This window comes from Mesorhizobium sp. M1409 (genome assembly GCF_040317535.1).
Taxonomy (GTDB): Bacteria; Pseudomonadota; Alphaproteobacteria; order Rhizobiales; family Rhizobiaceae; genus Mesorhizobium.
Genome location: NZ_JAMYKV010000001.1, coordinates 282245 through 304965, shown reverse-complemented (window position 1 = coordinate 304965; position 22721 = coordinate 282245). Strand labels below are relative to the sequence as shown.

Annotated in this window: 17 protein-coding genes; 5 read left to right on the top strand and 12 right to left on the bottom strand. The window is 62.6% G+C overall.

The genetic code is table 11. The features are described from left to right. A partial coding sequence (locus NKG99_RS01455; RefSeq protein ID WP_352863473.1) for a VCBS domain-containing protein occupies window positions 1-1935 on the bottom strand: 1935 nt, incomplete at its 3' end. Between the two features lie 324 nt (window positions 1936-2259). Here NKG99_RS01455 and NKG99_RS01450 point away from each other — a divergent pair. Then, window positions 2260-3195 carry a transglutaminase-like cysteine peptidase gene (locus NKG99_RS01450; protein WP_352863471.1) on the top strand — a complete coding sequence of 312 codons (936 nt, stop codon included), beginning with the start codon at window positions 2260-2262 and terminating at the stop codon, window positions 3193-3195. 13 nt (window positions 3196-3208) lie between these two features. Here the strand turns inward: NKG99_RS01450 and NKG99_RS01445 are convergent, their stop codons facing one another. Genes NKG99_RS01445 through NKG99_RS01430 form a run of 4 tightly spaced genes read right to left on the bottom strand, consistent with a single transcriptional unit; the run spans window position 3209 to window position 8792 of the window. Next, window positions 3209-3850 carry a ribbon-helix-helix domain-containing protein gene (locus NKG99_RS01445; protein WP_352863470.1) on the bottom strand — a complete coding sequence of 214 codons (642 nt, stop codon included), beginning with the start codon at window positions 3848-3850 and terminating at the stop codon, window positions 3209-3211. After that, the gene (locus NKG99_RS01440) at window positions 3840-5129 is read right to left on the bottom strand and encodes an HlyD family type I secretion periplasmic adaptor subunit (RefSeq protein ID WP_352863469.1); all 1290 of its coding nucleotides are present in this window, start codon (window positions 5127-5129) and stop codon (window positions 3840-3842) included. Before NKG99_RS01440 ends, NKG99_RS01445 begins: the two co-directional genes overlap by 11 nt. Before the next feature lie 42 nt (window positions 5130-5171). Continuing rightward, on the bottom strand, window positions 5172-7304 hold the full coding sequence (locus tag NKG99_RS01435) for a type I secretion system permease/ATPase (protein ID WP_352863467.1): 2133 nt from the start codon (window positions 7302-7304) through the stop codon (window positions 5172-5174). A 39-nt stretch (window positions 7305-7343) separates the two neighbouring features. Beyond that, window positions 7344-8792 carry a TolC family protein gene (locus tag NKG99_RS01430; protein ID WP_352863465.1) on the bottom strand — a complete coding sequence of 483 codons (1449 nt, stop codon included), beginning with the start codon at window positions 8790-8792 and terminating at the stop codon, window positions 7344-7346. Window positions 8793-9300: 508 nt separating this feature from the next. Here NKG99_RS01430 and NKG99_RS01425 point away from each other — a divergent pair. The 4 genes from NKG99_RS01425 to NKG99_RS01410 all read left to right on the top strand — a co-directional run bounded on the left by NKG99_RS01425 (window position 9301) and on the right by NKG99_RS01410 (window position 13397). Next, window positions 9301-10764 carry a phospholipase D-like domain-containing protein gene (locus NKG99_RS01425; protein WP_352863463.1) on the top strand — a complete coding sequence of 488 codons (1464 nt, stop codon included), beginning with the start codon at window positions 9301-9303 and terminating at the stop codon, window positions 10762-10764. Between the two features lie 147 nt (window positions 10765-10911). After that, window positions 10912-11766: an endonuclease/exonuclease/phosphatase family protein gene (locus NKG99_RS01420; RefSeq protein ID WP_352863461.1), complete on the top strand. Its 855-nt coding sequence runs from the start codon at window positions 10912-10914 to the stop codon at window positions 11764-11766. A 63-nt stretch (window positions 11767-11829) separates the two neighbouring features. After that, window positions 11830-12162, top strand: a complete 333-nt coding sequence (locus tag NKG99_RS01415; RefSeq protein ID WP_352863459.1) for a hypothetical protein — start codon at window positions 11830-11832, stop codon at window positions 12160-12162. 371 nt (window positions 12163-12533) lie between these two features. Beyond that, window positions 12534-13397 (top strand): hypothetical protein, encoded by an 864-nt coding sequence (locus NKG99_RS01410; protein ID WP_352863458.1) that lies wholly within the window; start codon window positions 12534-12536, stop codon window positions 13395-13397. 249 nt (window positions 13398-13646) lie between these two features. On the opposite strand, the gene amaB is transcribed toward NKG99_RS01410, so the two are convergent. From amaB to NKG99_RS01375, 7 genes are all read right to left on the bottom strand, one after another. Then, the gene (amaB, locus tag NKG99_RS01405) at window positions 13647-15161 is read right to left on the bottom strand and encodes an L-piperidine-6-carboxylate dehydrogenase (RefSeq protein WP_352863456.1); all 1515 of its coding nucleotides are present in this window, start codon (window positions 15159-15161) and stop codon (window positions 13647-13649) included. Window positions 15162-15345: 184 nt separating this feature from the next. Further along, window positions 15346-16620 carry an RNA polymerase sigma factor gene (locus tag NKG99_RS01400; protein ID WP_352863454.1) on the bottom strand — a complete coding sequence of 425 codons (1275 nt, stop codon included), beginning with the start codon at window positions 16618-16620 and terminating at the stop codon, window positions 15346-15348. After that, window positions 16617-16991 (bottom strand): YciI family protein, encoded by a 375-nt coding sequence (locus NKG99_RS01395; protein WP_352863452.1) that lies wholly within the window; start codon window positions 16989-16991, stop codon window positions 16617-16619. Before NKG99_RS01395 ends, NKG99_RS01400 begins: the two co-directional genes overlap by 4 nt. A gap of 108 nt (window positions 16992-17099) precedes the next feature. Then, window positions 17100-18206, bottom strand: coding sequence for a DNA topoisomerase IB (locus NKG99_RS01390; RefSeq protein ID WP_352863450.1), 1107 nt, complete (start codon window positions 18204-18206; stop codon window positions 17100-17102). A 110-nt stretch (window positions 18207-18316) separates the two neighbouring features. Next, the gene (locus NKG99_RS01385) at window positions 18317-19249 is read right to left on the bottom strand and encodes a glycosyltransferase family 2 protein (protein ID WP_352863448.1); all 933 of its coding nucleotides are present in this window, start codon (window positions 19247-19249) and stop codon (window positions 18317-18319) included. A gap of 141 nt (window positions 19250-19390) precedes the next feature. Next, window positions 19391-20275: a transglutaminase family protein gene (locus NKG99_RS01380; protein WP_352863446.1), complete on the bottom strand. Its 885-nt coding sequence runs from the start codon at window positions 20273-20275 to the stop codon at window positions 19391-19393. 28 nt (window positions 20276-20303) lie between these two features. Next, on the bottom strand, window positions 20304-22715 hold the full coding sequence (locus tag NKG99_RS01375) for a circularly permuted type 2 ATP-grasp protein (protein ID WP_352863445.1): 2412 nt from the start codon (window positions 22713-22715) through the stop codon (window positions 20304-20306). Between the last annotated feature and the right edge of the window lie 6 nt (window positions 22716-22721).

The window sequence follows — 22721 nt, the reverse complement described above, 5'->3', positions numbered from 1 at the left end:
GGCGAACACGTCGATGACCACCGCCGTATCCTCGGCCGGCGTCACCGGGCCGTCATTGTTGGCCTGCGGCACGTCGTCGACGATGTTCACAGTGAGCGTACCGTTGTCGCTCTGGCCGTCCTGGTCCGTCAGCGTGACGGTGAAATTCTCGAACGCGCTATTCTGACCCTGGATGGCGGCATGCGCCTCATTATCGACCAGCGTATAGGCGTAGCTCACCTCGCCGGTGGCGGCATTGTAGCCCGTCACCGTCAGCGTGTTGCCGAGCGCTGTCGTGAACGAGCCGCCCGTGAACACGCCGTCGGTGATGAAGGCGTTGCCGTCGATGGTCAGCGAAGCGATGCCATCGGGCGAGGAGATGGTGAAGGTGCCGCCTTGCGTTGCGCTTTCCTTGGCGGTGTCGGAGCCGTCCGATTCGCCGGCTCCGCGGATAGCCAGCAGGTCATCTTCGTTGACGACGACATCGCCGCCATTGGCCTCCGGCGTCAGGTCGGTGATGACAGGCGTCGAATTGCCGATCGAGATCGTCAGCGTGGTGTGCGAAGTGTCGCCGTCGCCGTCCTTGATCGTGTAGGTGAAGACGTCGTTGACGCCGCCGGGCGTGCCGGCGTCGCGCACGTAGGTATAGCTGCCGTCGCTGTGCAGCGTCAGCTTGCCGTAGGCGCCCTGGAACGGCACGTCGAGCGTAGCCGCGTCAGTGACATCGGTATTGGTGTTGCCGGCCGCAACGCCCACCACCGTCGCCCCGTCGGCGCCCTGGGTGTCGGCAATGCCGTCCGTGGTATTGCCATCACCCGCATCCGTACCGCCGACAAGTACATTGCCCGTGGCGGGGCCGAACTGGCCGGCGGCGATGCTGTCGATATCGGCAACCGCCGTCGGCACGTCGTCGACGATGGCGACGGCGAAGGTGGTGCTGGCCGTATCGCCGTCGACATCCGTGACAGTGATGCTGAAATTGTCCGGAACCGTATCGTTGGGATCGAATCCGTTCGTCTGATTGGGATGAGTGACCGACTCGGTCACCGTGTAATTGTATTCGATGGCACCGGTGCTCGGATTGTAGGAGACGATCGTCAGGAAGCCGAAATCGCCCGGGATCTGCTGGCCGACGCCGGTGACGGTGACGCCGTTGATGACGATCGAGCCAATTCCATCCGGCGCATCGATGCTAATCGTTCCCTTGCCGGACGTTTCCGAATGGCTCGGTGCGTCGCTACCCGGCGATTGTGTCGGGCCGCCATCAAGGCCGGTTTCGCTGGCCGCTTCGCTCGGAGCAAGCAAGGACGTGGCCGTCACTGTAACCTGCCTGTCGACGATCGAGGGGAACAGCTCGCGCCGGTCCAATTGACCAAACTGCAAGGCCGTCGGCGGGAGCAGGGCCGACAGGTCGAAGCCGTCGCCGATGCCGCCGGGGGGGACCGAGAAGTCTCCGCCCGCGCTTGAATTCGAACCGCCGGGGCCGGCCGATATGGAACCGTCGGCGCCGAAGGCGACATCTACATGGCTTGCTTCCAGCGCTGCCAGCAAGGCAACGCGCGGCACCTCGACGTCGCCGATGATGAAGGTCGGCACGTGCAAGGCGCCGTCCTTGATCACGATCACCGAGCCGTCGGCCTGTTCGAGCACAAGGTTGTTGCCGTCGACCTTGATGTTGTCGATGGAAACGTTGGACGGAAGCTTTACGATATTGCCAGCGTCAGCCACATATTCGTGCGTCGCCGCGGGTGCGTTTGCCGTCGCGGGCGCTTCCGGCTTGGCGGGCGCTCCGCCGACATCGACCGGCACCGGTTCGGACGCTGCCGGCGCGGGCTGCGTCGAAATTGCTTGTGCGACCCGCATCTCTGCCGGCGATGACTGACTGTTGTGTTCACCGGATGCCGAATGGTCGTCCCTGGAACCCGAAAAGCTGTCCAAATCGATATTGGTGGTCATTGCTGAAACCCCTCCGTCATTTCCCGGAAAGAGACAGTGGCCACCTCTGCTTTGCAACAGCACTGCAATCTATTTCATATATTCCCATATGCATGATTCGGCATTTTTTACACGTGGTAAACTACACCAATATAACCTGATATATATTGACGTCCGCGAGGACCGAATGGATGGGGGCGAGCCGCGATTCCTTGGTAAATAGAAGTATAAATTTGTATAAAATTTTATGCAAAACAGATGAAGTGATTTGGGGGAAAGTTACCTACCTTCCTTTCCAATAATTTGAGACAAGATTGGTAGCGTCCACAGTCAAAGGTGGGCGTCATGAAAAAAGAAAACTCCCTGGGGAAAACCGGGCTCAAGGTGCTCCTGCTGGCGATCGGGCTTGTCGGCCTGGCGGGGCCATCATCCGCGAACGCCGTTTCCAGAGATGTCGCCGCTGCCGGCACGCCTCTGGAAAGGGTCCAGACGCCACCCTGCCTCGGCGGCGTGTCGCTGGCGAGGCCTCAGCCCTGGCAGCCTGCGGCCCCTTACCGGATCGGCATGATGTTCGGCGGCTATGGCCCGGCGGTTGCCGATGCCGGCGACAGCCCGTCAATGGCGCGAGCCGGGATAGATCCGGTGCAGACGGCGTCGATCATTCCGGGCGTGTTCGGATCGGTTGCCTTGTCGATGCGCAACTTTCCCGTCGCTGCTCGCTGGGCGCCGGTCTACCGGGCAATCACCGCCTGCTCGGCGGGCAGCGACTGCGAGCGCAAGAGCGCGGCTTTTGCCGGCATGGTCTCCGCCGCTCAAGGCAAGGGCTTCAGCGAGAAACTATCCTTCGTCAACAGCAGCGTAAATCACCTGATCGCCTACAGGAAAGACAGCGTCGTCTACGGCCAGCTCGACTATTGGGCGACGCCGTCGGAAATTCTCGAACGGCGGGCCGGCGACTGCGAGGATTTCGCCATCCTCAAGATGACGGCTCTGCTGAGGGCCGGCATTCCAACGCGAAGCATGGCGCTGGTCGTTCTCCAGGACCGCAAGAGAGGCTTCTTTCACGCGGTGCTGTCGGTGAGCACGGGCAGCGGCACCTTCATTCTCGACAGTCTCAGCAACACCGTTGTGCGCGACAGCGATCTGCCGGACTACGTTCCGCTCTATTCGTTCAGCACGGACCGGGCCTGGATCCACGGCTCCAGACCGGGCGGAGCCCAGATGGCCGACATCAAGGGCGGTTTCGCCACCGTCGCGCCTGGCGAAGGTTTTCAGCCATAGGTCTGCGGTGTATTCAGCCGCCGAAGACGAACGCCATCAGCAACTCCGGCTCGAGCACCGGGGCCCGCACCGCATTCAACTGACCCCGGTATCGACGCTCACCGGCACCGATGACAAAGCCGGTGGCCACCGGCGTTTCGCCATTGGCATCGAGCCGCGAGAAGATATCAGCCACATTGAGGTCCAGCGCCAGCTTGAGGTCGTTGCGCGCATCATCGCTCGGAGCGATCGGCAGTTGACGCTTGACCAGCTGCTGGAACGGCGCGTTGAACGTCAGGATCTTCTTCGACGACGCCAAGGCAAAGGCCGGTGACGGGCAAGCGATCAGTATGGCGTTGATGGTATTGATCGACGCAAGCCTTCGCAAAGTCAGGTTTTCGTCCGCCAATCCACGCATGCAGGCCACGCGGATCGCGGATGTCAGGTTGCCTGTCTGTGCCTGGCTTTCGGCGATCTCGTCGATGAGCATGCCGATCGTGCATTTCCTGCGTTCGGCCAGCTGTTTCAGCGAGACCCAGAATGCCCGTTCCAGACGGATGCCGCGCCGTATGCCGCCACGCGCCACGACCCGAAATTCCAGCCCAAAATCCTCGGCCGTGACCGCGGGAAGCAGCCGCTCGCCATCGGCATGATGAAGGCTGGCGCTACCGCTCACTCATCGCCTCCTCACGCGCCTTGTTGATCGGCTTCAGGAGATAGTGCAGGATCGTCTTGCGCCCGGTCTTGATGTCGACTGAACAGATCATGCCGGGGATGATCGAATAGGCCTTGCCGTCTCTCTGAAGTGTCGATTTGTCCGTCGACACGCGCACCTGATAATAGGGTTCCCCTGTCTTCTGATCGACCAGGCTGTCGGCCGTGATGTTGGAGACCTTGCCCTCGATGCCGCCGAAGATCGAGAAATCATAGGCGGTGACTTTGATAAGCGCTTCCTGGTCGGGGCGGATGAAGGCGACATCCCGTGGCGAGACCCGCGCCTCCACCAGCAAAGTCTCGGACGTTGGCACGATGCCGGCCACGACGGCGCCAGGCTGGACGAAGGCGCCGACCGTGTTCAGCTCCAGCGTGTTGACGATGCCGTCCACCGGAGACCGGATATCGGTGCGCGCCACCTTGTCGGTCGCCCCCCTAATGGTTTCATCCACCACCGAAAGGTCCGCCAGCGCCTGGGTGAGGTCGTCCAACGCCTCCTGCTGCAGTTGCAGGCCGAGTTCTTCGACCTGAAGCTGGGCTTCCGTGATCGCCGCCTTGCCCTTCTTGATGGTCTCGCCCGCCAGGTTCAGCTGACCGTTGAGTTCGGTCTGTTCACGCTCTACCCGGAGTTGCTCGGTCCTTGCCATCAGGCCTTTCTTGACCATCGCGTCGACCAGTTTTGCCTCCTGGTCGCTGACGGCCAGGTTCTTGGTCAGACGGTCGGAATTGGCGATCGCCTCGGCCAGTTCCTTCTCACGCTGATCGAGGCGCGACTTGAGCACGGATAGCTTGTTGTCGAAATTCCCGCGTCGGGCGATGAGCAGCTTCTGTTCGTTGTCGCAGATTTGCGGAGCGATCGACTGAATGTCCTGGGGACACGGAAATGGGCCCGAGAGATTGCCGCCCTGTTCGTATTTCAGCCTTGCTATGCGCACTTCCAGCGCGCGCGCCTTGGCCTGCTGCTCGCCCAGACTGGACGTATTGAGCGTGTTGTCCAGGCGGATGATGAGATCGTTCTTCTTGACGATCTGGCCGATCGTCACGGCGATCTCCTGAACGACACCGGCTTCACTCGCCTGAATGATCTGGGTCTTGGACGCGGGTATGACCTTGCCGTCGCCGCGTGCGATCTCATCGACTTCGGCAAAGGATGCCCAGGCGACAAAAACGACAAAAAGCGCTCCTATGATGAATATGGACGCCGACGCAAAGAGCGGCGGTCGATCTTCCCTGGCAAGCATTTCCCACGCCCCAACGCATTGTATGCATTACTATTTGTTTTATCAGGCGCTTGTTTTCTGCAACGCCTGTATGACTTGGTCCTTCGGTCCGTCGGCAACGATCTTGCCCCGCTCGATAACGATCAGGCGGTCGGCCAGTTCAAGCATGCTGAAGCGATGTGTGGAGACGATCAGCGTCGTGTCGCGGTCAAAGGCGACTTTGAGTTGCTTTATCAACTGGCGTTCCGATGCGAGATCCATCGAGCCCGATGGTTCATCCAGAAAGACGATTTTCGGTTTGGTCAAAAGCAGGCGCGCGATCGCCACCGTCTGCCTCTGGCCGCCGGAAAGATTGGTGCCGCGCTCGCCGACATTCATGTCGTAGCCGCGCGGGTGGCGCGAGACGAACTCGTCGACGCCGGCGGCCTTCGCGGCTTCGATGATCTGCTCATCGCTAGCCTCGGGGCATGCCATCAGGAGGTTTTCCTTGATCGTGCCCGAGAACAGGTCGCCAGCCTGCGCAACGATGCCGACCGCGGCGCGAACCTCGGACGGGTGATACTGGCGAATATCGATCCCATCCAGCAGCAACTCGCCGGAGGTCGGCAGGAAAAGCCGGCCGATCAGCCGACCCATCGTCGTCTTTCCCGATCCTATGCGGCCGATGATGCCGATCCGTTCACCCGGCTTCACCGAGAAATTCAGGCCGGTCAAAACCTCGTTTTCCGTGCCGGGATAGACGAACCCTACGTTTCTGAACACCATCGCCCCGTTGCGAATGGGGCGGTTGACGAACCCCACCGTGTCCGGTCTGTCTTCCGGCTGAGCCATGATCGAGTTCACCATTCTCAACGAGAGCATGGCCTGGCGGAACCTGGACAGCGTGATGGCGATCTGGCCGAGCGGAGCCACGGCCCTGCTCGCCAGCATCACCGTTCCAATGATTGCTCCTGTCGAAACATGCCCTTCCGAGAAGGCATAAGCGCCGGCCACGACCAGGGCGACGGTCACCAGCTGTTGTATGGACTGGGTTATGTTGCCCGCGGCCGCCGAAAGTTGCTTGATCTTCTCGGATGTGTTGGCGGCGTTCTTGGAGTGCTCTCCCCATTTTCGCAGCAGATACGCCTCGGCGCGCAACGACTTGATGGTCTCCAGCGTGGAGATGGATTCGACCAGCAGGGCCTGGCGTTGCGAAGCTTCGTTCATCGAGGCGGCGACGCGCTTGCCGATGCGGCGCTGGGTGATCAAGCCGACGATGACCGACAGCACGAAGGCCAGGGCCGGTATGATCACCAGCCAGCCGCCTATCGCATAGATGACAAGGAGAAAGACGAAGACGAATGCCGTGTCGATGAACACGCTGATGGTATTCGAGGTGAAGAACTCCCTGACGAACTCATATTGCGTGACCCTGTTTGCGTATTCGCCGGTCGAACCGGGACGCGCCGACAGCGACGAGTTCAGCACTTTCTCGAACAGAAGATACGATATCCGAATATCCGCCTTGCGCCCGGCATAATCGATGAGGGAAGCCCTGGCCGTCTTCAAAAGCAGATCGAACAGGATGACGGCGCCAATGCCGATCGCCAGAACCCACAGTGTCGATACTGCCTTGTTCGGCAGGATCCTGTCGTAGACGTTCATCGTGAAGATGGGCGAGGCTATGGCCAGGACGTTGATGAACACCGCCGCGAGAACGACCTTCGAATAGGTGCGCCAGAAAGCGCCCATCGTTCCGGTAAGCCAGTGTCTTCGCTCGATCTTGGCTGCCGAGCCGACCGACATGCCCTCGGCGGCATTGGCATAGGTGATCGAGAAGGACGCTCCGCCGGTGATATAGCTGGCGGCGAGTTCCGATCTGCCGATCGCGGTGCGGCCGTCTTCCTGGGGCGCGGTGATATACCCACCGTCTTCGGTTTGAGCGAGCAGGGCAACGGGCAACTGGCTGACGCGAAAGACGATGGCGGGCAGGTCGATGCGGCCCCTGAGAAAGTCGCGGTGGCTGAACTCGGTGACTTCCATGCCGATACGCTCGGCAAGGTGCCGGATGTCGTCGACTTCAATTCGCGTGTCCGAGAGCGGCACGCCGGCAAACAGCACCGTCTCCGCGCTCGGCCTGCCGAGATATCCGGCAACGGCTGAGAAGCAGGCCTTGAACGCCTCCTTGGGGGAGAGAATGTTTGGTTGCTGGTTCACGATCTGCCCGTCGGGACTCTCGCTGGACCTTGCGTCGTCTTATTTCTTCCTCACCGGGGCGAGGATGTCGAAAGGCAGGTCGTTCTTCTGCTCCGACGGCGTCCGCGCATAGGTTTCAGTGTCCGCGGTTTCCGGTGCCGCAAACTCCGTTCGCGCATAGGCCGTCGCTTGTTTCGCCGGCTGAAGGTTCATCGTTTTCAGCAACTGTCCGGTCGCGGCAAGAAGCCGGTACTGGGCAAACAGCGATGCATAGGACGAGGTATCAGCCAGCGTTGCGGTGTTGAACCGCGTATTCTGCGCATCCAGCACGTCGAGCAGCGAACGCTGTCCGACTTTGAACTGCTCGCGATAGGAAGCGACCAGCTTCTCACTGGCGGCGGCTTGCTGCCTCAGGGTCTTTGCCAGATCGGCTTGCCGGAAACGGCGATCCCATGACGTGCGAACGGCCTCCTCGATTTCGCGCTGGACCTGATGCAAGGCCAGACGCTGTTCGCTTGTGCGGCGGATCTGCTCCTGCTCGTTGGCCTTGTCGATACCACCGCGATAGAGATTCCAGCGCAGGACCACACGCGCCTGCAGGTCGGTGGTGTCGCCATCGTCGCCGTCAATGTCGGCTCCCGCCCGGGCGCGACCTTCAGCGATGATGGAGGGGCCAAATTTTGCCCGCGCGGCATCCACGAGGGAAGCCGCCGCGTCGATGTCGCTGTTGGCCATGTGCACGCGCGGATTGCTTTCCCGCGCCAACCCTATTGCTTCGTCAAGCGAGCGCGGGAGCGCGGCCGAAACATCGCCCGGCCTCGAAGGACTGGTCAGTGGCTTTCCGACGGTCTTGAAGAAGCGGATCTTGGCCGCTTCCAGTTCCTCGGTCGCCTCCTGCATGCGCGCCTTGGCGGCGAACAGCCGTTCCTCGGCCTGTTGCCGGTCGGCCTCGTTCAGCGCGCCGCCCGAGATGCCTTGCCGGATGTCGCCGAGAATGCCCTGGTGGAAGCCGAGATTTTTCTTCGCTTCGACAACGATCGAAGCCTGCAGCATGTACTCCAGATAGTCCTGGACAACGGACAGCCCGATGAATTCGGACCGTTCCAGCACACGGAATGAAGCGCCGTCGACGCGCGATGCCTGACGGTTCAATTCGGCCCGCCTTGCGCCGCTGTCATAAAGCGTCTGCGAAACGGTAAGATCCGTTTCAGCCGGATAGAGCGCGTCGTCTTCGATGGAAAGCGAGCGCCGGGATGGATTGTCGAGCCGGCGAACGCCGGCCGATGCCTCGACATCGACACTGGGAAGATAGAGGCCCTTGGCCTGCCGCAACTCGAACTCGATTGCTTCGCGGTTTTCGATTGCCTGTCCAATCTCGGGATTGGATTCCACCGCGACGGCCATCGCCTCCTTGAGCGTGAGCGCATGAGCGCCCCCGCAGGTCAGCATGGTGGCCGCCATCAAAAGACCAAGGCGCTTGCCTATGGTCGACATGCTTGTCGTGTTCATAAAACCCACCCTAACGTTTCCCCAGCGCCCCTATTCTTGAGCGCTATAGCCAAGCCAAGGCCTGTCCGTCGATGGATTATTCACAGATTCATGAAATCTGTGAGCGATTATTGGTTTAGCTGCCACTAAAAAGGCGATTCAGATCAGAAGAGCCGCGGGATGTAGCAAAAATGGCACATAGATATCGACCCGCTGCGGTTGTACCCTGACGCCGCCACGTGTGGGAAAGCACAAGAAAACGAACGCCCGCTGGCCGATGCAGCCAGAATCACACTGGCTATTGGCGGCCGAAGCCGCGGTCGGATCGCTATTTCGGACGGTTCCACGAGGTGCCGCGTCGAGAATTAGGTCATCGGCGGCGACCCTGCTCCGGAAAACGCCCATTGGTCGCGGACTGACCCGCTTCCTCTCAACGCGCGCTTAACGCAACCATACGGTCGAACGCCGCGGTCAGGCCGGGAGACCGGCCGCATTGCCTTCTGCAATCGCTCGCTGGATAGTCTCGGCCATGTTGGAGACCCTGGCGACTCACTGGCCCCAAATTCTCGCGGTCATCTCCGTGGTGATGGCGACCGTCGGCATCGTTCACGCCGTCATGACCAAGGAGGATGTCCGCGCCGCTACCGGCTGGGTCGGCGTGATGGTGCTGTCGCCGATCCTCGGCGTGCTGATCTATGCCGTCGCCGGTATCAACCGCATCCGTCGTGCCACGATCACCGCGCAGCGTCCGCTTGCCGGCGACCCGGTGTCCGCCAAGCATGAGCGCGACATCGCCGCCGAAGAGGCCCTGATCGTCGAGCGATACGGGCCGCGATTCACCGGCTTGAGAACACTGGGCGACAGGGTGGCGCGGCGCGCACTCACGCCGGGAAATGCCATAGAGGTGCTGGAGACCGGCGACGAGGCCTATGCCGCTATGTGCGCGGCGATCGATGGCGCTGAGCGCGGCATCCTGCTTGAGACCTATATTTTCGACAATGATGCCGTCGGCCTGCTCTTCGTCGAAGCGCTGGCCGGCGCCGTCCGGCGTGGCGTCACCGTCCGCGTGCTGATCGACGCCGTCGGCGCCCGCTACTCCGTACCGAGCATCCTTGGGCATCTACGCGAGGCCAACATTCCCGCCGATGTCTTCAACGGCAACATCGTCATGGGCCTGCGCCTGCCCTACGCCAATCTCAGGACCCACAGGAAGATCCTCGTGGTCGACGGCATGGTCGCCTTCACCGGCGGCATGAACATCCGCAAGGGCTTCTCCGCCGAGTTTGCCGGTTCCAACAGCGCCAGGGACACGCATTTCCGGGTGACCGGTCCGGTCGTCACCGACCTCTTCTCGATTGCCGCCGAGGACTGGCGTTTCGCCACCAACGAAGCGCTGAAGGGTGATGACTGGCGAATTGCCCCGCTGTCGCCGTCGCCCGGCGTGCCGATGCTGGTGCGGGCCGTGGCGTCCGGCCCGGACGCCAGCAACGAAACCAACCACAAACTGCTGATCGGTGCCTTCTCCGTCGCCCGCAAGTCGATCCGCCTGATGTCGCCTTATTTCCTGCCGGACCGCGAACTGATCAGTGCGCTGATAACCGCGGGCAGGCGAGGTGTCGAAATCGACATCGTCGTGCCGGCTGTGAACAACCTTTTCCTGGTCGACCGCGCGATGACGGCGCAATTCGACCAGGTGCTGAAACACTATTGCCGCGTCTGGCGCACGGAGGGGCCTTTCGACCATTCGAAGCTGCTTTCGATCGACGGCGTGTGGGCCTATGTCGGCTCGTCCAATCTCGACGCCCGGTCGCTGCGGCTGAATTTTGAGATCGACCTCGAGATCCTCGACGCCGGCTTTGCCAGCGAGATCGAAGCGCGCATCCGGTCGGCGCTCGAAACGGCCGTACCGGTCACGCTGGAAGCGTTGCGGGCCCGGCCGTTTCTTATCAGATTGTTCGACCGGGCCCTTTGGCTCGGTTCGCCTTATCTCTAGATGGGTTTAGCCTTATCTTTGGATGAGTTCACCCCATCTTCAACAAAACGACGTGTTAGACGGATAGTTTGATGCCAATCATGGAACATAGACTGAAAGATTCTATTTGAGGTGCATGGTGAAAGCAGCGGCCATGGTAGGCACACGATGCGCATGACCGGACGCAGCCTCCCGGCAAGCATGCTTTTATCCATCCGTGACCGCCGGATGCGGAAGGCAAACGCCGCTGCACACAAGACGACGGCCACCACCGGGACGCTGGTTGCCTCCTACAATGTCCACAAATGCATCGGCGTCGACAGGAAGTTCGACCCGGAGCGGACCATCCGCGTCATCCGCGAAATCGATCCGGATGTCATTGCCTTGCAGGAAGCCGACAACCGCTTCGGCGACCGTGTTGGGCTTCTCGACCTGGCCCGGCTCGAGCGGGAAACCGGCCTGGTTCCGGTGCCGATTTCCGCGACCGGCAAGGGCCATGGCTGGCATGGCAATGTCTTGCTGTTCAAGAAGGGCGTCGTTCGTGACGTGCATCAGATCAAGCTCCCGGGACTGGAGCCGCGCGGCGCGGTGGTGGCGGAGATCGACCTCGATGGAAGCCGGACGCTGCGCATCATCGCCGCCCATCTTGGCCTGCTGCGCCGCTCGCGCTCCCAGCAGGCACGTGTCGTGCTCGACCTGATGAACAGCCCGGACGAAACGCCGACCTTGCTGCTCGGCGACCTCAACGAATGGCGCCTCGGCAACCGCTCCGCGCTCAACACGCTGCATGCGACGTTCGGCCCGCAGCCGCCGGCGGTCCCCACATTCCCCTCAAACCTGCCGCTGCTGGCGCTCGACCGCATCATGGCCAACAGGCGCGGCATGATTGCCGCCGTCGACGCGCATGACACGCCGCTTTCGCGGGTTGCATCCGACCATCTGCCGTTGACGGCCTTTGTCCAACTGGAGCGCATGGCTGACGCCGATAACGGTTTGATGTCCCAGGCGTCGCAAAGCGTGTAGATTTTCTGTGGAACGGCCGGTTCTTCCACGAGTTGATATGTCTTGAATTCGCAGGAGGACCGGATGAAAAAATTGATTTTAGCTTCCGTATTGGCATTCGCCGCTACAGCGGCAGTCGTGGCACCCACGCAAGCCGAAAGCGTGATTATCCAGTCCGACGACGGCGACCAGTATTCACCGGAGGATCAGTTCGACAATGGCGAGATCGTCGTTCGCCGCCATTACGACCGGCGTATTTACGACAACCAGTATGATGACGACGAGAACGTGCAATATGGCGACTATAACGATGGCGAGTATCGCCGCCACCACCGGCGTCATCGCTGCCATATCGAACTGGTCAAGCACTGGCGCCATCACCACAGGGTGATCGAGCAGGTCCGCGTCTGCGGCTAATCTGAGCTTGCTCCGTATAAGCCGGCTTGCGACAAAGCTAGGCCGGCTCGGCCCCGTAAGAGCAATGCTGACGAAATTGCGCTACCACCCGAAGTCGGCGGCCCTGCCAGGCGTCGAATGATGCCTCTCGGCCTGCCGGTTCTCGCCGCTACGGGCGGTGGCGCATAGCAGGGTTTGCTCAGCCAAACGGCTGATCGCACGCCGCAATGATCGCACGGCGCCTCCGGCGACTTTCGGGGCGCGGGCGTCATGAACCGGTCGCTACCCGGACAGGGCCTAACCTCGCTATTTGATACCCTCTGGACACAGCCGCCGAAGGCTGAAAAATTTGGAGCGCAACTCGCTTTGGAGTCGAGCCGGAACACCAGGAGATGGCGCTGAAACTGGAAGACATTGCCGGTCATCCGGCGTTGCATCGCTGCGTTCAGGAGCAGTCGCTGGCCCTGATCCAGATTTATCAAGACAGCCCGCGGCTGGCTTCCATTTTCGCCACGCAGCAGCGTTGGCTGATGGGCCATGTCGGCCTCGCCATGCATTTCAGGCGCGACCCGCACGACCGTCGCAAGGAACTGACGGTATCGCGTTTCATCGAATTCGTGCACCAGCACGCGGTGGCCAGCCGCAACACGGCCGACGCTTTCATCAAGGAGATGCTGCACTACCACATTGCCGAATACGTGTCGGGTGGCGACGGTCGTACCCACCCCTTGCAGCCGACAGCGGCAACCGTGCAGACTTTTACCGGCTGGGTCCTTGCCCATTTGCGGACGCTGGATCGCCTCGACGGGGCAGACCGCTTGGCCAGATTCCTGGAGCATCCCGAAATGGTTGCCATGCTGCAGCCTCTAGTGGCGGACGGCCTGCTAGCCTCCGCGCCGGTGCGCGAACCCAACCAGACCTTTTCCCTGTTCATCTGGCTCAACAATGGCGGCATCGTCATGGACTGGCTGATGTCGGGCATCGACCCCGATCATGCAGGCCTGGAGCGGATTGCGACGAGCGTGGTTTCGATCGGCGATTTCGCCAAATGGCTCAAGCTGTCGCGCACTCACCTCGCCCGCAAGCTGCGCGCTGCCGAGAACCTCGGCAGCATCGGCTGGCTCGGCCAACACGGCCATTCGGTGATGTGGGTGTCGAGCACCTTCTACCAGGAATACATGACCGTCCAGGCCGCCAAGCTGGCCATAGTCGATGCCGCTTTCGACGCGGCTTTTGACCAGCCGGCAGACAGCTGATCGGTTGGGCATCCCCGTGCGGGAGACGCCCAGGGCAACGAACTTAACGGGCTCCTTCGCAGCCTTCGCCGGCGCATTGGCTGACGGAAACGAAAAACCCGCCTGCGCGGCGGGTCAGTGGCGCAAATCAGCACCATGGACGAATATCTACCATAGCTGAGGTCACGGAGTCAAGAAAAAATTCCTATCGTGAAAAGCTGCCGGCACAAAAGCTGCCGACACCGCCGATGCCCAACCCCCGGCCCCCCGTCAGTCGATATCGAACGAGACGCCCTGGGCGAGCGGCAGCGCCTTGGAGTAGTTCACCGTGTTGGTGGCGCGCCGCATATAGGCCTTCCACGCATCGGAGCCGCTCTCGCGGCCGCCGCCGGTTTCCTTTTCGCCGCCGAAGGCGCCGCCGATCTCGGCGCCCGAGGTGCCGATGTTGACATTGGCGATGCCGCAGTCCGAGCCGTCGACACCGAGGAAACGCTCGGATTCCTGCAGGTCGCGGGTGAAGATCGACGACGACAGACCGGCGCCCACCGCATTGTGCTCGTCGAGCACGGCGTCGAAATCCGAATATTTCATCACATAGAGGATCGGCGCGAAGGTCTCTTCCGTGACAGGGGCCACCTGCTTGGGCATTTCGACCAGCGCCGGATGCACGTAATAGGCATCCGGGTGGCCGTTCTCGACCCGCGCGCCGCCGGTCACCTTGCCACCGTGGGCGGCGGCTTCCTTCAGCGCCTTCTGCATGGCGTCGAAGGCGGCCTTGTCGATCAGCGGCCCGACCAGCGAGGAGGTCTCCAGCGGATTGCCGACCGAGACGCTTTCGTAGGCCTTCTTGAGACGTGGAACCAGGGCGTCATAGACGCTGTCATGCACGAACAGCCGGCGCAGCGTCGTGCAGCGCTGGCCCGCCGTGCCCATCGCACCAAAGGCAATCGCGCGCAGCGCCATGTCGAGATCGGCTGTCGGGCAGACGATGCCAGCATTGTTGCCGCCAAGCTCCAGCACCGCGCGCGCAAAGCGCTTGGCCAGGCGCGGGCCGACGTCGCGGCCCATGCGGGTCGAGCCGGTAGCCGAAACCAGCGGCACTTTGGGGTGATCGACCAGTATCTCGCCAACGGCACGGTCGCCGATCAACACCGGCGCCAGGCCCTGCGGCGCCTCCGCACCGAAGCGCTTGGCGGCGCGTTTGAAGATAGCCTCGCAGGCAAGTGCGGTCAGCGGTGTCTTTTCCGACGGCTTCCACACGACAGCATCGCCGCAGACGAGCGCCAGTGCTGCGTTCCACGACCACACAGCGACCGGGAAATTGAAGGCGGAAATGACGCCGACGACGCCGAGTGGATGCCAGGTTTCCATCATGCGATGGCCCGGACGCTCGGTGGCGATGGTCAGGCCGTACAACTGCCGGGAGAGGCCGACGGCGAAATCGCAGATGTCGATCATTTCCTGCACTTCGCCGAGCCCCTCGGACGGGATCTTGCCGACCTCGATCGAGACCAGCCGGCCAAGCTCGGCCTTATGCGCGCGCAGTTCCTCGCCGAGCAGCCGCACCAGTTCGCCGCGCCTGGGCCCCGGCACCATCCGCCAGGCCTGGAAGGCCTTGTGCGCGGCATCGATGGTCTTGGCTGCATCGGCGGGCGAGATCGTCTTCAGCGCCGCGATCTGCTCGCCCGTCACCGGGCTGCGCACGATTAGATCGCCGCCCGTAAGCGCGCCCTCGGCCACACCCAGTTTCGCCAGAAGCTCGATCGTTTCCTTCGCTATCGTCATTTTGTCCCTTTCAGATCCACCGCCATCAGATGGCGTTGAACCAATGCTCGCGCAATGTCGCCCGCGTGCCGGTCAGCACTTCGGGCACAGTCATGGCGTGGCATTACTCGTTTCGGGGAAGAATCGCCACCCCGGCATGGTCCAAGCCCGGGCGACACGATTGAGCCAGACATGCAGACGGCGCTCAGTTTGCCTTTTGTGTCGGTGCGCGAACGACACCGTCCTTCATCAGCCGGTCGATATGCATGCGGATATGGGCGGCTTCCGCCGCCGTATTGGCAAGCGCGATGGCCCGGTCGAAGGCGACGCGCGCCTCCTCCCCCCGGTCAAGCTGCATCAGAAGCCCACCCTTGAGGCCGAAGAAGTGGAAATAGCCGGACAGCCGTTCTTCCAGCGGCTCGATCATGGCGAGCGCCTCTGCCGGACCACGCACCTTCGAGACCGCGACGGCCCGGTTGAGCGTGATCACCGGTGATGGCTGCATCTGCTCGAGCAGGCGGTAGAGCAGGTCGATTTCGTTCCAATCCGTGTCCTCGGCCTTTTCAGCCCGCGCATGCAGCGCGGCAATAGCCGCCTGCACCTGATAGGGGCCGGGCTTGCGATGGCGCAGCGCCTTGTCGACCAGTGCCAGCCCCTCATCGATCATCTTGCGGCTCCACAGGCTGCGATCCTGATCCTCGAGCAGCACGATCTCGCCGCCATCGTCGAAACGGGCCGGTGCGCGCGCGTGCTGCAGAAGCAGCAGCGCCGTCAGCCCCATGATCTCCGGCTCGGTCTGGAACAGCCGCAGCAACAGCCGTGCCAGCCGGATCGCCTCTTCGCACAGCGGCGCACGGGCCGGCGCCTCGCCGCTATTGGTCGAATAGCCTTCGTTGAAGATCAGGTAGACCATGGCGGCGACAGCGGCGAGCCGTTCCGACCGCTCGACCGCGCCCGGCGTCTCGAACGGCACGCCAGCGTCGGCAATGCGCGCCTTGGCGCGGGTGATGCGCTGCTCCATGGCGCTTTCGCCGACCAGGAAGGCGCGTGCGATCTGCTTGACGGTGAGGCCCGAGACAATCCGCAGCGCCACCGCGATCTGCTGCGTTGCCGGCAGGTCGGGATGGCAGCAGATGAACAGCAGCCGAAGGATGTCATCGCGGTAATGCGCTCCGTCCAGCCGCTCGGCGATATCGCTCTCGGCATCTTCCAGGTCCGAGATCTGGTCTTCCTCCGGCATCGGCGCCTGCTTGGCGCGTTTGCGCACCGCATCGATGCCGCTGTTGCGGCCGACAAAGATCAACCACGCCGCGGGATCACGCGGCGGCCCGTTCTGCGGCCAGTTCTTGATGGCCCTGAGGCACGCATCCTGGAAAGCTTCTTCCGCCGTATCGAGGTCGCGGAAATAACGCAGCAGCGCGCCCATCGCCTGCGGACGGGCGGCGCTAATCGCGGAGCTGATCCAGGCGAGTTCGGTCATGCCGGGACCTTGTTGCGGTTGAAGACCGAGACCGGCCGGATCTCGTAGGAGCCGCCGCTCGGATTGACCTCGGAAAGTTCGCGAGCGAATTCCACGGCCTCGTCGAGATCGGCGCATTCGAGCGTGTAGAAGCCGAGGAATTGTTCCTTGGTCTCGGCGAACGGACCATCGATGACGACCGCTTCGCCCTTGACCCTCCTCAGCGTCGTCGCGGCGGTCGTCGGCAAAAGCCTTGCCACCGGACCTAGCCGGCCGGCTTTGGCATACTTGTCCTGGACGTCGAGGAGATTGGCCATGACCTCGTCGTCCTGTTCCTTGCTCCAGGAGCAGACGACATCTTCGGAAGCATAGCAGAGGATTGCGTAGAGCATGCTTGGTCCTTTTCTCTGTCAAAGGACGAAACAGTAAGACCGATCCCGACACGGCGTCGATAAAAAAATCCCGATGCTGCGGATTTGGCGACGCTCCGTCGCTCCCGGTCAGCTCTCGCGTATCTTCAGCCATCGCAGCACGAGAGCTTCCTCGTCGTCCAGACCATCGATCGAGCGCTTGCGCTTGCTGGCCCGGGCCATTTCGTCCAGCAATTGCCCCTCTGACCATGCTTCGAAGACCTGCGGATGGATGTAGCATTTGCGGCAGACGGCACGTGTGTTGCCCAGCCGCTCGGCAACCTTGTCGATGACGCTGTTCATCACCCGTTTTTGCAGCGCCTGGCTTTCCGGCAATTCCGTCTGTGCAAACAGCGACGCGGCGTGGATGGTGCCGCCCCACGTGCGGAAATGCTTCGAGCTGAACGCATCGCCGGCAGCCTCGCGGATATAGCGGTTGACGTCCTCGGAGCGGACCGGCCGCCTGCCGCCGTCCTCATCGAGATACTGGAACAGTTGCTGGCCCGGCAGATCCTGCGCGCCGCGCACGATTCCAGCGATGCGGCGATCGATCAGCTTCAGCTTCCACTCCTTGCCGGACTTGCCCTTGAAGGCAAACCGCAGGCTTGAACCGACGATATCGACATGGCGGTCACGCAACGTGGTCAGCCCGAAACTCTTGTTGTCGCGGGCGTAGGCGGCATTGCCGACCCGGATCATCGTGTTGTCCAGCAGCCAGACGACCGCGGCGACGACACGCTCGAGCGGCAGACCAGTATGGCGCAGATCGCTGTCGATCCTGCGCCGCAGGTCCGGCAAGCTTTCGGCAAAGGCGACGAGGCTCGAATATTTGGCGCCGTCGCGTTCTTCGGCCCATTGCGGATGGTAGCGGTATTGCTTGCGTCCGCGCAGGTCCCTGCCCGTTGCCTGGATATGGCCGTCGGCGTCGGGCGAAATCCACACATCCGTCCAGGCTGGCGGAATGACGATTGCCTCGATACGCGCCCTGGTAGCATCCGCAACGGGCCGCCCATCCGGCCCCTTGTAGGAAAACCCCTTGCTTGTCTTCAGCCGCCGGATACCCGGCTCGGCGTCACTGACATAGGTAAGCGACGCATGATCGGCCGAGCTTTGCGACCCGTTCTTCGGCGCGCGATTTTTCGGCACAGCGTCTTCGTCAGCCGACCGGCTGTGCGACAATCCGGATTTCTGCAGCATGTCAGCTCCGCGCAAATATCGGTAGATAAGCCACTGGCCGATTGCTGGTTCCACACGCCGCCTGAAAAGACTGTGCGCCTGTATAGTGTCGGTCCCAGCGGAACTGGCGCCTACAGGGCGCCTTGCAGCTGGATCGACGGCGGTGACAAGCGCCGCCGCGCCGCAAGCTTGAACCTGTAGCGCAGGCAGCGCCAGGCTTCCGAGCAACGCTTTGGTGCGGCCGCGGCCACCGCCAGGAAGCGCGCCGCGGTGTCCAGATCGCCGCGTGCATAATGGACCCGGGCGATCTTGAGGGCGACAAGCCCTTCCCTGGCCTTGAGCGCCGACATCGGAATGCTGCAGTCGGTAAGCGTGCGCAATTGTCGGCGCCAATCCAGGAAGCGCCGTACCGGGTTGATCGCAAAGCGGTCGTCGGAACGCATCGGCGAAACCTCATAGACCATGACGGGTTGCGAAACCATGGCCAGCGATGCCTTGCTCATCAGCCGCGCCCAGAACAGCGTGTCCTCGTCATAAGCCAATCCGACCGGGAATCTCGTCTCGCCGATCAGGGCTCGGGATGCCAGAACGCTGCCCACGGCGACCGACCGTATGTCGCCTTTCACATAGGCGGCAGCGTTTGCCAGGCACGCGGCCTGATAGCCGTTTGGCACCTTGATCTGTCGATCCTGGCCGTTCACCCGTCGCCGGTAGGCGCCCACGATCATATCGGCTTCCGGCTGCTCCTGCGCCTTCCGGAGCAGCGAGCGTAATCCGCCTCGCAGATGCAGGTCGTCGGCATCGATCAGGTATACCCAGGGATGGAGCACCTCCGCCAGCGCCACATTGCGGGTTCCGCCGGCATCGCGGCAACTGGCGGGCAGCACATGCAACGGCAACGATAGTTCCGCCGCGAACTGCCGCGCAACGGCTGCCGTGTCGTCCGTCGATGCGTCGTCGACCAGCAGTATCTCGCCGATGATTTCGGCCTCGCTGCGAAGAGAAGCCAGCGTCGCCCCGATGGTCGCCGCCGCATTGTGGGCAGGAATAACGACGCTGATCACTCTTAAACCCCGCGCCAACGCGCATAAGAATACAATTATTGTCCACTTCGAAACGAATGCAAAGTAGCTGCTGCATCGGCGTTTGAGAAGTAGTCTTGTCCGTCGGAATTACAGCGAAGAGGTCGCTGCACCAACCTGCTTTCACGCTTTTTCGAGCACTACCGGAATGACGTCGACAGCTTGCTCGCCGACCTGTCCCCCCGTGGTCTTGAGAACGCCCACGATCGGCGCCACGTCCGAATAGTCGCGGCCATAACCGACGGTGATGTGGTCGTTGCTGGCCCGCATGCCGTTGGTCGGATCGAATTCCTGCCAGCCGGCATCGCGCCCGCACCAGACCTTGACCCAGGCGTGCATGGCATCGGCGCCTTCCAGCCTGGGCTTGCCCTTGGGCGGGATGGTGCGCAGGAAGCCGCTGACATAGCCGGCCGGAATGCCGAGCCCGCGCAGGCCGGCGATCATGATGTGCGAAAAATCCTGGCAGACACCGCGCTTCAGCTTGAAGGCATCGCTGGCCCGGGTTCGCACCGTGGTCGCCTCTCCGTCATAGGTGAAATCGCGATGGATGCGATTGCACAGGTTCATCGCCGTGCCGGTGGCAGAGCCGGTGATGCTGTCCCGAGCGTAGCCGGTGATCGCACCGTCGATGCCGGCGTGAGTGCTGGCCGTCAGGAAATGGTGCGGTGTATCAGGCGCCAGCGACCGCACGGCGGCCAGTTCCTGCCTGAGCCGGCCGATATCGGGCGACACGTCGAGCCCAGGCTCGGGCCGCGACACCGATACGCGTGCGCTCATCCTTATGTCGAGCGTGTCATGCGCCTCGCGAAAGGCGATCGAGGTGACGTTGTTGCCGAAGAAATCGGAAAAATCAGAACGCTCGTTGGGCGCCGGCGCAAAGGACAGGGATGCGGCGATGACGCGCTGAACGCCGGATATCGTCGACGGCAGCACGCGGATCTGATGGCGGCCACCACCAGCCGCCGCGGCATAGTCGTAATGGAGATGAAGCCTGATATCGTAAAGCATGCACTACTTTTCTTGTTTCGGAACCAGCTTAGCCGAAATAGGCTTTGGCGAGGCTGTTGTAGAGGCCGCCGATTTCGTGGGCGAGCTCATCCAGCGCCTTTGCCGTCATGTCCGAAGGCTCCTTGATGGCGATCTGGGTGTTGAGCTGCAGGATTTCCTTCGCCGCCGGCGACATGTGCCCCTCCCCGCCGATCGACGGCAACAGGCCGATCTCGGCCTTCAGCCTTTCGAGCTGGAACAGGATGGAGCGCGGATTGAGCGGGTCGAGCGCCAGCAGGTCGATCACCGTGCGCCGGCCGGCCTGCACCGGGTATTGCCGACGGTGGGTCATCACGCTATCGCCGATCTCCAGCATCATGTCGAGCGCGCCGTCGGGCGCCTTGGCGCTGGTCAGCCGGGACAGAGTGCGGGCGATCTGGATGCCGCGTTCCAGCCGGCGGCCGATCTCGAGGAAGCGCCAGCCGGCGAAGCGGTACATATTCTCGTGCAGCAGGCCGGAAAAGCCGGCGAGCTTGCGCAGGATGACCGTCATCGCCCGGGTCGCGTCGTCGCCGGGTGCCACCGTCGTCGCGAACTGATGGATGGTCTTCGACAGGTCCTTCAACGCCAGCCAGCCATCGGGCGAGAAGCGGTCGCGAATCTGCCCGGCGCTGTAGACCGCACTATCCAGCGTGCCGATCAGCCCTTTCGGGATCGCCGTTTCGACGTCGATCCCGAAAGGTTCGAGATAATCCCTGATGTCCGCCAAGAGAGGCATGTCCGGATCGGACGTCTCGGCCAGCCGCACATGATAGGCGCGCAGGATGCGCACCGTGTCTTCCGAGCGTTCGATGTAGCGTCCGAGCCAGGTCAGGTTCTCCGCCGCACGGCTGGGCAGGCTGCCGGGCCTGGTGCGGGTGAAACCGTCGCTCTCTTGCGGCAGCAGCGTCTCGCGCTCCACCGGTTTGTCGCTGACAACCCAGACATCCGCCGCCTGGCCGCCGCGCTGCATGGCGATCGCCGTCGGGTCGAGGGACAGGCCGACGCGGGCAAATCCCCCCGGCATCACCGTCCAGCCTTCGGGTGTTCGCGCCAGGTAGACGCGCAGGCTCGCCGGCCGCGGCTCCAGCCAGCCACCGACATAGACGGGCGTCGTCGAAAGCGTCACCGCTTCCTGGCCGACGAAGTCGCCGCCATCGCGTTCGATGCGCGACACCAGCTCCGCCCGCTCGCCGGCGGACAGCGCCGAGCCAAGTTTCGTCTGGTCGTCATCCTCGAAGGCAAGTCTCGTCGACAGCGCCGGGCCAATGACCATGCGATCGATATTGGCCAGCACATGCGCGCGTTCGGTCGCTTGCCCGCACCACCATGTCGCGACACTCGGCAGCAGCAATTCCTCGCCGCGCAAGGCGCGCGAAATCTTGGGCAGGAAGGCGAGCAACGCGCGCGTCTCCATCAGGCCCGAGCCCAGTGCATTGACGGTCGCAACCGCGCCCTGGCGGATCGCCTCGACCAGCCCCGGCGTGCCGATCTGCGAATCCGCGCGCAGTTCGAGCGGATCCGCGAAGGCGGCATCGAGCCGCCGCCATAATACGCTGATCGGCATCAGGCCGGAAACCGTGCGCACCATCAGCCTGCCGCCGGAAACGGTCAGATCCTCGCCTTCGAGCAGCATGATGCCGAGATAACGGGCGATATAGGCATGTTCGTAATAGGTTTCGTTGAGCGGCCCCGGCGTCAGGATGGCGACGCGGCCGTCGGTTTCCTTGGCCATGCCGATCAGCGCATCACGAAAACGGCGGAAGAAGCCGGCAAGGCGATGCACATGCATCTCGCCATAGATATCGGACAGCGCGCGCGTGGTGGCGACACGGTTTTCCAGCGCAAAGCCGGCGCCGGACGGCGCCTGCGTGCGATCGCCGAGCACCCACCACTGGCCATCAGGCCCACGGCCCAGTTCGAAGGCACAGAAATGCAGGAAATGACCGCCGGGTGGCTTGGTGCCGATGAGGGGTCGCAAATATTCCGGACTGGCCGCGATCAGTCCCGCCGGCAAGATGCCCTTTTCGATCAGCCGGTTCGGCCCGTGGATATCGGCGATGGTTTCCTCGAACAGCTCGGCGCGTTGCACGAGGCCAGCGCTGATCGCCGCCCACTCGCTCTCCTCGATGAGAACCGGGACATGCGCCAGCGGCCATTCGCGCTCATTGGTGCCGGCCTTGTCATAGACGCGGTAGTAGACGCCGGCGTCGCGCAGATACTGGTCGGCGCGGGCGAAACGCTGGCTAAGCTTTTCAGGCCCCAGTTCGTCGAGTGCTTCGATGAAGTGCTTCCAGACAGGACGGGGATTGCCTGATGGATCGACCATCTCGTCGACGACGCCGTCGATCGGCTGGTAGTGCTCCAGCAGGCTGTGGATCCGCGGCTTGCCGCGTACCCTCTTGTGATTCCCCTTTACCATCGCTGA